This is a genomic window from Nocardioides sp. JQ2195 (assembly GCF_012272695.1).
In the GTDB taxonomy this organism is placed as follows: Bacteria; Actinomycetota; Actinomycetes; order Propionibacteriales; family Nocardioidaceae; genus Nocardioides.
This window is the reverse complement of the sequence record NZ_CP050902.1, coordinates 3,376,785-3,388,277: the sequence shown is the minus strand read 5'-3', so window position 1 is coordinate 3,388,277 and position 11,493 is coordinate 3,376,785. Positions and strand designations below refer to the sequence as shown.

8 protein-coding genes are annotated in these 11,493 nt (G+C 71.3%); 5 read left to right on the top strand and 3 right to left on the bottom strand.

Annotated elements, in window-relative coordinates; translation table 11 throughout:
• Positions 1-54: 54 nt before the first annotated feature.
• On the bottom strand, positions 55-2,013 hold the full coding sequence (locus tag ncot_RS16115; protein ID WP_168618515.1) for a helix-turn-helix domain-containing protein: 1,959 nt from the start codon (positions 2,011-2,013) through the stop codon (positions 55-57).
• Between the two features lie 55 nt (positions 2,014-2,068).
• Positions 2,069-2,758, bottom strand: coding sequence for an NUDIX hydrolase (locus ncot_RS16110; protein WP_168618514.1), 690 nt, complete (start codon positions 2,756-2,758; stop codon positions 2,069-2,071).
• Positions 2,759-2,905: 147 nt separating this feature from the next.
• Here ncot_RS16110 and ncot_RS16105 point away from each other — a divergent pair, with 147 nt between their 5' ends.
• The 4 genes from ncot_RS16105 to ncot_RS19540 all read left to right on the top strand — a co-directional run bounded on the left by ncot_RS16105 (position 2,906) and on the right by ncot_RS19540 (position 10,153).
• Positions 2,906-3,844, top strand: a complete 939-nt coding sequence (locus ncot_RS16105) for a hypothetical protein (protein WP_168618513.1) — start codon at positions 2,906-2,908, stop codon at positions 3,842-3,844.
• On the top strand, positions 3,841-5,289 hold the full coding sequence (locus tag ncot_RS16100) for an ADP-ribosylglycohydrolase family protein (protein WP_168618512.1): 1,449 nt from the start codon (positions 3,841-3,843) through the stop codon (positions 5,287-5,289). The genes ncot_RS16105 and ncot_RS16100 overlap by 4 nt, the downstream gene beginning before the upstream one ends.
• Positions 5,290-5,381: 92 nt before the next feature.
• Positions 5,382-8,831, top strand: a complete 3,450-nt coding sequence (locus ncot_RS16095) for a DEAD/DEAH box helicase (RefSeq protein ID WP_168618511.1) — start codon at positions 5,382-5,384, stop codon at positions 8,829-8,831.
• 119 nt (positions 8,832-8,950) lie between these two features.
• On the top strand, positions 8,951-10,153 hold the full coding sequence (locus tag ncot_RS19540) for a nuclease-related domain-containing protein (protein WP_206065021.1): 1,203 nt from the start codon (positions 8,951-8,953) through the stop codon (positions 10,151-10,153).
• Between the two features lie 87 nt (positions 10,154-10,240).
• Here ncot_RS19540 and ncot_RS16085 read toward each other — a convergent pair whose 3' ends face one another.
• Positions 10,241-10,576, bottom strand: coding sequence for a hypothetical protein (locus ncot_RS16085; protein ID WP_168618510.1), 336 nt, complete (start codon positions 10,574-10,576; stop codon positions 10,241-10,243).
• A gap of 131 nt (positions 10,577-10,707) precedes the next feature.
• On the opposite strand from ncot_RS16085, the gene ncot_RS16080 reads away from it, so the two are divergent.
• Positions 10,708-11,493 carry an ABC transporter substrate-binding protein gene (locus tag ncot_RS16080; RefSeq protein ID WP_168618509.1) on the top strand — a complete coding sequence of 262 codons (786 nt, stop codon included), beginning with the start codon at positions 10,708-10,710 and terminating at the stop codon, positions 11,491-11,493.

The window sequence follows — 11,493 nt, the reverse complement described above, 5'->3', positions numbered from 1 at the left end:
TGATGGCCGGCACATGTCAGAAGTGGCCACAGTTCTCGCCGATGAAATGTCCGATCAGGACTGGAGGCCGTGCAGGCGCAGCGCGATGGCCAGTCGGAACTGGCGCTCCGGGCTCCGCCAGTCGTCGCCCAGGAGGGAGCCGATCCGCTCGAGTCGTTGCTTGACGGTGTTCGGGTGCACGAAGAGGGCGGTCGCGGCGCGGGTCACGCTGGCGTGCTGGTCGAGGTAGGCACCGAGCGTCTCCACCAGGGAGGTGCCGTGCGCGGCGTCCCACTCGACCAGGGGAGCCAGTTGCCCGGTGATGAACCCGTGGGCTCGGTGCGCCTCCCCGCCGAAGAGCACGAGGTAGGGCGCGTACTCCTGGGCGGTGACCGCTCCCGTGGTCACGCCGATCCCCGGCAACGTCGCGGCCAGCGCGGTCACCGACTCCACCTCGTGCGGGATGTCGGGCATCGAGCGGGCATCGCCCACCACGACCAGTCCGGACCGTGATGACTCGGCCCGGGAGGCGAGGCGCTGCGCCACCCGGTCGGCCAGTGCCTGGGGCTCCTCGTCGGCGCGGACCAGCGCCAGCACCCCGGTGCCGTGCTGGGCGACCAGCCACTGCGGGTCCATCGCGGCGAGCGATCGGATCAGGCTCCACCGCTGCTGGTCCCAGTCGTCGACGTAGACCGGCAGCCATCGACCCTCGAGCACGACGCCGCGTTGCTGTGCCCGCTGCTGCAGGGTGGACCAGTCGGCGCGGCCCGAGACCAGGTCGCTGACGAACTCGCCGCGGACCCGCTCCTCCGCGTCGGCCACGGCGTCGCGCTGCATGGTGACCAGGGCGTGGATCTGCGCGGCGCGCTCGATGGTGCGGTGCTCCACGTCGTCGAAGTCATCAGCGCCGGCCACGATCAGCACGCCCAGCAGGGACGGCCCGGCCATGGCCGCGACCACGCCGGCCGGCAGGTCCTCCGGATGGTCGGCCGACTCACGGGCCGACTCACCGGCCGACTCACCGGCCGACTCGCCGTTCGACGCACCGGCCGAATCGGCGTCCGGCTCGCCGCTGGGGAGGGCGACCCAGCGCGCCGTACGCCGGCTCTCGTCGACGGCGGCGAGGATCTCGGGGTGCAACCGGCCCTCGGTCCACCAGTCGTGCCCGGTGCCGGCGAGGTGGTGCAGGTCGCGATCGGCGATGGCGACGTCGCGCCCGAGTGCGCGGGCCAAGGACTCCACGATCGCCGAGGATCCCTCCCCGCCGAGGACCAGTCGGGTCAGCTCCTCGTGGAAGGCCGCCGAGGCCTCCATCGCGGTCGCGCGGCGCTCCGCCTCGGCGCTGGCCGTGGCCGCGGTCGTGGCGGCGGTGCGCTCGGCCTCGAGCAGTCGCGCGGTCTGGAGGATCACCGCGCCGTGGTTGGCGAACGCGGTGAGCAGGGCGATCTGGTCGGCGCTGAAGCCGTGGGTGGAGCGGTCGGCGGCGAAGAGCACGCCGAGCACGCGGTCGGAGGAGATCAGTGGCACCCCGAGGATCGAGCTCATGTGCTCGGCCCGGACCGCCGCCGAGACCTCGGAGTCCCGCGGGAAGTTGGCGACGTCGTACTCCGCGGTCCACTGCGCGCTGCGGGTCTGCACGACCTTGCTGGCCAGCCCGACTCCGGCAGGGACGCGCAACTCGCGCATGTTGGCGGAGACCGCGCCACGGTTGGCCCGGACGAAGAGCTCGTCGGTCTCGGCGTCGTACTCCGAGAGGTAGGTGACGTCGGTTCCCATCAGCTCGTGGGCCCGGTCCACCAGCTTCTGCAGCAGGGGCTGGACGTCGCGGACCTCGACCAGCTCGCGGATGCTCGACATCAGGGCGGACAGCTCGCGGTCGCGGGCACGGAGTCGGTCGAGCCGTCCGCGGGCCGCGATCAGGGTGCGAGTGGTGTCGTCGTCGAGCCCGGCGGCAGCCGCGCGCAGCTGATCGTCGGAGACCGGCCGGTCGGCGATGATCAGCTCGGCCAGGGACCGCAGATCAGGCTGACTCATGTGGGAACGGTATCGGCTCCGGCCGACCGGGGTGGTTCGCACGCCCACCGCCGCGTCACCGTCGGGGGAGCAGCAACCGCCGGCGCTCGCGATCGGTGAGCTCCCCGTCCTTCGCGCGCTTGTAGACCAGCGCCGGACGCCCGCCGGTCCCGGCCTCGCGGACCGGCTCGCCCTTGACCAGCTTCTCGGTGAGGTACTGCTTCATCCTGCGGTTGAAGGTGTCCTTCAGCAGCGGCTCACCGAGCACGCCCTCGTGCAGGTCGCGCAGCTGGCCGAGGGTGAAGGAGTCGCCGAGCAGTCGATACGGATCCGGGCCGGTCTCGTAGTGCTCACGCATCCGGCGGACCGCCCTGGCCAGCATGTCGTCGTGGTCGAACTCGAGGTGTCGACCGTCGGCGAGGCGACCGTCCGCTCCGAGGGGGAGGAGCTCGCCGTCGGCCTCGCCGAGCCGGTCGTGGGGGAGGGCGAGCACGTGCAGTGCTGACAGCGTCCAGGCGCGGCCGTCGCGCCCCGGGGCGTCGTACATCTTGATCAGCCGGGGCTCGGCGTCGCCGATGTCGAGGCCGACCTTCTCGGTGAGCGTGGCGGCGACGGCCTCGGCGAAGGTCTCGCGCTCCCGCAGGAACCGGCCGGGCAGGACGAGCCCGCGAGGGGAGCGCCGACGGCGCTGCACCAGCACCCGAAGCCGTGGGTCGGAGTCGTGGTCAGGGTCGTTGTCGGTGGGCGCGCCTACAGTCAGCAGCACGACGTCAACGGCAACGCTCGGGCGGGGATGGCGACTCAGGTCGGAGGCCGGTGACATGTCGACCAAGTTAGAGCAGATCTGCGCGATTGTCGAAGACGTGCTAACCTGAAGGCAGTTAGCGCAGAATTGCGTAAAGGGGGGAATGACATGAACGACCACACCAACACCGGTCCCGACCAGGAGACCAAGGAGGCCTGGCGCAGGTTCCGCAAGGGGCTCGCCGGCTACCTCGCCGCCATGACGGAAGACGATCACCTGCTGATCGAGATGCCGTCGACCGACGACGACAGCGGGCTGACGACGCCGTACGCCCAGTTCGCCGTCACCGAGGGCGACGAGATCCGCGCCGAGCTCGCCGGCAACGGCGTGCTGCTCCAGTGGCACCGCCTCGACCGGACCAGCGAGAGGCGCCTGGCGCGTGCCGGGTGGGAGGTGCCCGACGAGCTCGACGGACCGAACCTCCACCGCGTCGCCGCGAAGAGTGACTCCCGTCGACTGGCGCTGCTGGTCAGCCGCGCGCTGGAGAAGCAGTACGCCGTCCCGCACCCGACGCTGATGTCGGTGCAGGGGTGGGGTCCGAACGCCGAGCACCTCGGTGACATCGGTCTTCCGGTCGACCCGGCCTGCCTCGAGGGCGAGGCAGCCCGAGCGGCCGAGGAGCTGATCGAGGTCCCGCCGCCCGGCTTCGCCACCCCGCGCGACCAGCTCGTCGCGGCGGTGGCACTGGGTCTCGAGGCCATGTTCGAGGAGTCGATCGAGCAGGACGCCGACGGCGACTTCCCGCTGCCCGGCCAGCCGAGCCCGATCTATGTGCGGATCCACCCGGAGCTGCCGATCGTCGAGGCGTTCGGTGCGGTCGTCACAGGCGTGCGCAGCCGGCGCCAGGCCGCGGTCGAGGCGTCCCTGCTCAACCGCGACCTCCCGCTGGTCAAGTTCGCCGTGCTCGAGCGCAGCGTCCTTGCCGCCCTCCAGGTGCCGGCCCACAGGCTCGAGGCCGATGCGTTCCTCGAGGCGCTGCCGATGTTCCTCACCACCGTCAACGCGGTCCGCGCTGACCTCTCCCTCCGGACAGGAGCCCGCTCGTGAATCTCTCCGCAGCACAGGTCGACCGCGCGGTCGGCGCCCTCCTCGGCAGCGCCATCGGCGACGCGCTCGGCGCGGGCTACGAGTTCGACCGGGTGCGCCTCGCACCCGGTGAGCAGGCCGACATGATCGGCGGAGGTCTCGCCGACTTCGCCCCCGGCGAGTGGACCGACGACACCTCGATGGCGATCCCGATCGCCCGGGTGGCCGCGACGGGCGCCGACCTGCGCACCGACGAGGCGCTCGACGCGATCGCCGCCGGCTTCGCCGAGTGGTATGCCGGACACCCCAAGGACGTCGGCATCCAGACCAGCCAGGTGCTCGCGCTCGCCGGCCGCAGGGCCACCGCAGCGAGCATGACGGCCGCCGCCAGCTCGGTGCACGACCGCACTGGCCGCAGCGGTGGCAACGGGTCGCTGATGCGCACGGCGCCGGTCGCCCTGGCCCACCTCGACGACCCGGTGGCGTTGGTCGAGGCAGCCAAGAGGGTGTCGGCGTTGACGCACACCGACCCACACGCAGGTGAGGCCTGCGCCCTGTGGTGCCTGGCGATTCGCCACACCGTGCTGGAGGGAAGGTTCCCCGGCAAGGGCGAGTTCCGCTGGATCGCGTCACAGGTCAGCGACGCCCCGATGTTCTGGATCGAGCGCCTGCACGAGGCCGTCGACGGCCCGCCGTCGCGCTTCAACCCCAACGGGTACGTCATCCACGCCCTGCAGGCGGCCTGGTCCTCGATCTGGCACACGATCGTTCCGTCGGGGGAGCGGCAGCCGTGTGAGCACTTCGCCGACTCGCTCGACACCGCGATCCGCATCGGCAACGACACCGACACGGTGGCCGCCATCGCCGGCGCGCTCCTCGGAGCCCGCTGGGGAGGCTCCGCGATCCCGAGCCGATGGCGCACCCAGCTGCACGGCTGGCCGGGACTGCGCGAGGCCGACCTGGTCCGTTTCGCGACCGCGTCCGTGCGCGGCGGGTCGTGGGTCTCGTCGCCTCGCGTCTCCTACGACCACTGCCCCGGTCACGATGCCCTCGTCGCGCACCCGCTCGACGACGGCGTCCTCATCGGCGGCGCGAGCGGCGTCGACGCGCTGCCCGACTCGGTGACCGCTGTGGTCAGCCTGTGCCGGATGGGCACCGAGCAGGTGCCGGTCGGGCTGCACCACGAGACGTTCCGGCTGATCGACTCCGACCGCGCCGACAACCCGAACCTCGAGTTCGTCATCGACGACGCGGCTCGCGCAGTCAAGCGGTTGCGCGATGAGGGACACGTCGTGCTCCTGCACTGCGTCGCGGCGCAGAGCCGCACGCCCACGGTGGCCGCGCGCTACGGCGTTCTCCTCGGGGCCTCGGTGGACGACGCGCTGAAGCAGGTGGTCGCGGTGCTGCCGACGATGGGGCCGAAGGCTGCCCTGGTCGACGGCCTGCGACAGCTTGGTGCCGACTGATCCAGCCGGGGAGGGCGAGGTTCTCCCTCCCGGTGCAGGCACCGGGGTCGTTGTGACGGACTGACGCGGCTTCGGGTGGAGCCTCTGGACGCGTGCTCACCGCGCCACTCGACCTCATGCTGGCGGTCGAGATCCTCCCGCCGATCGTCCCCAGCGCTGCTCGCCCGAGGAGTTCTCCACAAGCGGGGCGGACGGTGCTGCACGACGACGGCCGGCGGCGTAGCGTGGAGCCACGGATGACACCCCGGGTCGGGAAGCGGAGACACACCTTGCACGAGCTGCTGCTCGCGATCACCGAGAGCGCCATCGCCCGCAACTTCGACCACGGTGCCCTGGTCCGAGGCCGGTCCTACGCCGTCCGAGGCATGGTGCTGGAGGTCAACGTCCACGAAGATGGCGAGAGGGTCGACGTCTTCGGCTCGGTCGCCGGCACCGGCTCGTCGCCCTACGACGTCTCGGTGCTCGTCGCGCCGCATCCCCACGGTCTGCGCCTCGATGGCAGGTGCACGTGCCCGGTCGGGCACAACTGCAAGCACGCGGCGGCGGTGCTGATGACGGCTCGGCAGCGCGCCGAGCGTGCCTCGGTCGTGCCGAGTGTCCCCGCGTGGCGCAAGGGCCTGGACTCCCTGCTCCACGAGCTGGAGGTCGACGGGCCCAACCGCCCGGCGCGCCCCGGGGTGGCCCTGCGGTTCAACCTGCCGCGACCGTCCACCAGCAGGTACGCCGCCCGCGTGCGGCCGGAGATCAGCCTCCTGCCCGTGCGCCAGGGGTCGCGGAAGAGCTGGGTCAAGAGCGGGATCAGCTGGTCGCAGGTGCACTACGCCCACCTGCGCAACGAGTTCGACCCCGACCAGCTGGCCGTGCTCGCCTCCGTGGCTGCCGCGATCGGGCCGACTCCCGGCCGCGACGCCTGGCTCACCGACGCCGGTCCGCAGCTGTGGTCGATCCTGCGTCGCGCCGACGAGATCGGGATGTCCTTGGTGCCCCACGGGCGCCTCTCCTCGATCGAGCTGCTCGACGACCCGCTCGCGCTCTCCGCAGACGTCATCGGCACCGGCGCGGCGAGCCGGATCAGCGTCGGCGTCTGGCACGACGACCGGCACCTATCCGGAGACTCCGTGCGACTGATCGGCCGCCAGCCCCACGGTGTGGCGCTGCTGGTGCCCACGGTGGCCGACTCCACGGCCCAGAGCCCGAAGCAACGCCTGCTGCTCGCGCCCCTGGCCGGTCGCATTCCCGACGCCGTGCGCCAGCTGCACGCACAGGGTGGCAGCCTGGAGGTGCCGGCCGAGGACCGGGAGACCTTCGAGCGCGACTACCTGCCGAGGCTGCGCAACCGGATGCCGCTGAGCTCCTCGGACGGCTCGGTCCTGCTGCCCGACCAGGTGGCCCCCGACCTGCGCCTGAGCGTCGCCTGGCGCTCGGCCACCGACGTGGGACTGGTCTGGAGCTGGGTCTATCGCGCCGAGCAGGAGCGAGTCTTCGACCTCGACAGTGGCGACCCGGCCCACGGCGTACGCCGCTTCGGGGCGGAGTCGCGCCTGCTGGCGGCCCTCGACCTCGATGCCGTCGCGACCGAGCTGCTGTGTGGCGCCGGGGGAGCGTTGGTTCCCCGGCAGGACATCACCGACCTGTGGGCGCTGATGCTCGGCGAGGCCGTGCTGCCTGCCCTGCGCGCCGGCGGGCAGGTCGAGATCGTCGAGGAGGGGGAGCGTCCCGACTACCGCGCGGCTGTCGGTGAGCCGGAGATCGAGTTCATGCTCAGCGAGCCCGCTGCGGGAGGCGAGCCCGGTGACGAGCACACCGACTGGCTCGACCTGGAGGTCGTCATCCAGGTCGACGGCGAGCAGGTCCCGCTGCCCCACGTGCTGGCCGCGCTGACCACCGGGCAGGAGCGATTGATCCTGCCCAGCGGCCTGCACCTCTCCCTCGACCGCCCCGAGTTCGAGCGCCTCGCCAAGCTGGTCGCCGCAGCGGCCGAGATCAAGGAGCAGGAGGCGGGCGGCGTCCGCGTCGGTCGCCACGACCTCGGGCTGTGGGCCGAGCTCGCCGAGCTGGGAGTGGTCGACGCGCAGGCCGAGCAGTGGGTCGCCGCGGCTCGCGCCCTCACCCGGCTCGAGGGCCTGCCCGACGTCGATCCGATCGGCCTCAAGTCCGAGCTGCGCAGCTATCAGCGCGACGGCTTCCAGTGGTTGGTGCAGCTGTGGCAGTCCGGGCTGGGCGGCATCCTGGCCGACGACATGGGGCTCGGGAAGACCCTCCAGACGCTGGCCCTGATCGGGCACGCCCGGGCGTCGGGTGCCGCGCCGTTCCTCGTGGTGGCGCCGACCAGCGTGATGACCGCGTGGGCCCACGAGGCGGCCACGCACACGCCCGGCCTCGTTGTCCGCATCGTCGACGCCTCGGCCGCCCGCCGTGGCTGCGCCCTCGCCGACGCGGTGGCCGGTGCCGACCTCGTGGTGACCTCCTACACGCTGTTCCGGCTCGAGGCCGGGGCCTACGCCGACCTGTCGTGGGGTGGCCTCGTCCTCGACGAGGCGCAGGCGATCAAGAACCACCAGGGCAAGACCTATCAGGCGGTCCGCAAGCTCGACGTGCCGTTCCGGCTGGCCGTCACCGGCACCCCGTTCGAGAACCGGTTGATGGAGCTGTGGTCGTTGCTCTCGGTCGTCGCGCCCGGCCTCTACCCGTGGCCGCGGCGCTTCGGCGACCTGGTCGTCAAGCCCATCGAGAAGTACGGCGACCAGGCTGCGCTCGACCGCTTCCGTGCGCGGATCCGACCGTTCATCCTGCGGCGCACCAAGGACCTGGTCGCCGCCGACCTGCCGGCCAAGCAGGAGCAGGTGCTCGAGGTGGTGCTGGGGGCGAAGCACCAGCGCGTCTACGACACCCACCTGCAACGCGAGCGGCAGACGATCCTGGGGCTGGTCGACGACTTCGACAGCAACCGCGTGGCGATCTTCAGCTCGCTGACCAAGCTGCGCCAGCTGAGCCTCGACGCCGCCCTGGTCGACCCTGAGCACGAGCTGCTCGGGTCGGCCAAGCTCGACGCGCTTGTCGAGCACCTGGTCGAGGTCACCGCCGAAGCGCACCGAGCGCTGGTGTTCAGCCAGTTCACCGGATTCCTCAAGCGGGCCCGGTCACGACTCGAGGAGCAGGGCATCGCCTGCCGCTACCTCGACGGCTCGACACGTGATCGTCGGGCGGAGATCGACGCGTTCAAGGCAGGCGGCGCCGACGCGTTCCTGATCAGCCTCAAGGCCGGTGGGGTGGGGCTCACCCTCACCGAGGCCGACTACGTCTTCGTGCTCGACCCCTGGTGGAACCCGGCCACCGAGGCGCAGGCCGTCGACCGCGCGCACCGCATCGGCCAACGACGTCCGGTGATGGTCTACCGCTTGGTGGCGGCCGGCACGATCGAGGAGAAGGTGATGGAGCTCAAGCAGCGCAAGGCGGCGCTCTTCGCCTCCGTCTTCGAAGGGGACGGGGCGATGGGCACCGGCATCGACGCCGACGACGTCCGCTCCCTGTTCGACGAGTGAGCTGGGGCCCGTCACCCGCCAGCACCCGCGCGACGGCTGGCCCGAGCGATTTTCCCGATTTCCCCACGCCGATCCCCGGAACGGGCCTACTCTCCAGAAAAGAGGCGCTGGGGGGTGCCATGGTTGGGGAATCTGCGCGCGAGTGTGCGCGAAGGCAAGACGAGAAGGCTGCACGGCACAGGCGGGCGGCCGAGCGCTACGAGCGCGGGGCGGACGGCGAGCAGGCCACCGCAGAGGCGCTCGAGCCGCTGGTGGCGCACGGGTGGGTGGTGCGGCATGACCTGGCCTGGCCGGGCAGGCCGCGCGCCAACATCGACCACGTCCTGATCGGTCCGGGTGGGGTGTTCGTGATCGACACCAAGAACTGGTCGGGCGAGGTCGACGTGCGCAGTCAGGTCCTGCGGCAGAACGGCAGCGCCCGTCAGGGTGCGGTGACGTCGGTCGCGGAGGCGGCCGACGCGGTGTCCGCGGCGATCGGAGGCGTAACCGCCACGGGGGTCCTGTGCTTCACCGGGGATCGGCCCCGGGGGGAGTGGGTGCAGGACGTCCTGGTCTGCTCGACCTCCGGCATCGCCGAGCTGCTGGCTGCTCGGCCGCTGGTGCTGGACGCCGACGAGGTGGACAACCTGGTCCGGCGCGCGGTCATCACGTTGCCCCTGGCGACGGACCACCGCGCGAGGAAGGCCAGGGCCGAGCGCAACGCCAGGGGCGGTACGCCGCCTCGCCGGCCCGTGCTGCGCCGCAGCACCAGGCGCCGGATCCGCTCTGCGCTGACCAGGAGTGGCGTCACGCTCGCCGTGGTCGCAGCCGTGGTCTTCGCCGCACCCCGCATCGCCCCCGCGTTGACCGACCTGTTCAGCAAGGACCTCGTGGCGAGTGTGGTCAAGGTGGGGGACCCGGTCGACGTCCGGGGGGCGGGGCAACGACCGGACCTCTCCGTCACCGTCGTGTCCGTCAAGGACCTGCCCGACCCGGGCAGCGAGGGTTCCGGTGGCGGGGGAACCGTCAGCACGGTCTCCGGCGGCGAGCTGTCCGACGGCGACCACCTGGTCGCCGTACGCCTGAAGTTCGAGAACACCGGTGAGGTGGCCTGGCAGGCGCGCGCAGTGCCGAACGTCTCGATCGAGACCACGAGCGGCGCCAGCTTCGACGCCGAGCGATGGCTCTCCGCCGGGGGAGAGGAGTTCTCCGGGAGGCCCCACGTGAAGCCGGGCAGGTCGGTCTCCGTCCGGGCGCTCGTCGAGCTGCCCCGGGACGCGCAGACGAAGTCGATCAGCGTGACACCGGACGGATCGAGCGGGACGTTGCACTGGGAGCAGTGAGCCCGGTCCGTGGCGAGGCATCGTCGGGACCCGGGGGAGAACCGCTCGCGCCGCTCTCGGCGAGGAGGAGCGCGGCGGACGGACGGTTCAGCCGACGGGCGGTCCCGCGGGTCCTGGCGGCAGCTGGAGACCGGCCACGATCTTCTCGACGTTCTTGCGGTTCTTGCCGTAGTCGACGAGCTGCAGCGGGAAGGAGCACTCGCTGCGGACGACCGCCTGGGTGCCGCCGGGAACCTGGGTCAGGTGGACCAGGAGCTTCTCGCCCCAGCTGAAGGCGCCCATGCTGAGGTCCGCGGTGATCCGGGGCGGGTTGACGAAGACGTTGCCGGCCTTGGGCAGTGCCATCAGCACCCGCTGCACCTGCGCCGAGACCTGTTCGGGCGGCAGCGGGATGGTGAGCTGTTGTTCGAACGAGCGAGCCATGGCGCCATCGTAGGTGGGGCGCTGCTGCCCCTGTCCGCCGGCACCGGGCGGAGATTTCATCGGTGTATCGATTGCTGGCATGTGCGTTGCTCTTCTCCCCTTCGGGACCCGACAGGGTTAGTGTGCTGCGCATGAACCTTCGTCCCGCTCGCGTAATCATGACCGTCGCCGCCGTGGCCCTCGCCGTCACCGGATGTGCCAAGGACACCAGCACCACGACCACCGAATCGGGGGTCAAGGTCATCGATGAGGGCACGCTGACCATCTGCACCCACCTGCCCTACGAGCCGTTCGAGTTCACGAAGGACGGCGAGGTGGTCGGCTTCGACATCGACGTCCTCAAGGCAGTGGCCGATGCCGAGGGGCTCGACACGAACGTCATCGACACGCCGTGGGAGACCATCGTCTCCGGCCAGTCGCTCGACGGCGGCGACTGCGACGTGGCCACGGGTGCCATGTCGATCCGGCCCGAGCGCGAGGAGGTCATGGACTTCACCGACCCCTACTTCGAGGCCACCCAGGCGCTGCTCGTGCAGAAGGGCTCCGGCTACTCGGACCTCGACGACCTGGCCGGTGAGCGGATCGGGGTCCAGGAGGGCACCACCGGTGAGGAGTACGTCCAGGAGAACCTGCCCGACGGCGCCGAAGCGGTGTCCTACGAGGACTCGGTGCTGATGATGGAGGCCGTCAACAGCGGCAAGGTCGCCGCCGGCGTCAACGACAACGGCCTGGTCAACTACTACGTCACCCAGAACCCGGACGTCGAGGTGTCCACCGAGTTCCAGACCGGCGAGCAGTACGGCTTCTCGGTGAAGAAGGGTGGCAACGACGAGCTGCTCGACGCGATCAACAAGGTGATCGCCGACGACGCCACGATGGACGAGCTGCACAAGAAGTGGTTCGGCGAGGAGAGCTGA

Coding starts and splice junctions, on each gene's coding strand:
- ncot_RS19540 (WP_206065021.1), top strand. CDS start 8,951: ATGGTTGGGGAATCTGCGCGCGAGTGTGCGCGAAGGCAAGACGAGAAG.
- ncot_RS16115 (WP_168618515.1), bottom strand. CDS start 2,013: ATGAGTCAGCCTGATCTGCGGTCCCTGGCCGAGCTGATCATCGCCGAC.
- ncot_RS16105 (WP_168618513.1), top strand. CDS start 2,906: ATGAACGACCACACCAACACCGGTCCCGACCAGGAGACCAAGGAGGCC.
- ncot_RS16080 (WP_168618509.1), top strand. CDS start 10,708: ATGAACCTTCGTCCCGCTCGCGTAATCATGACCGTCGCCGCCGTGGCC.
- ncot_RS16085 (WP_168618510.1), bottom strand. CDS start 10,576: ATGGCTCGCTCGTTCGAACAACAGCTCACCATCCCGCTGCCGCCCGAA.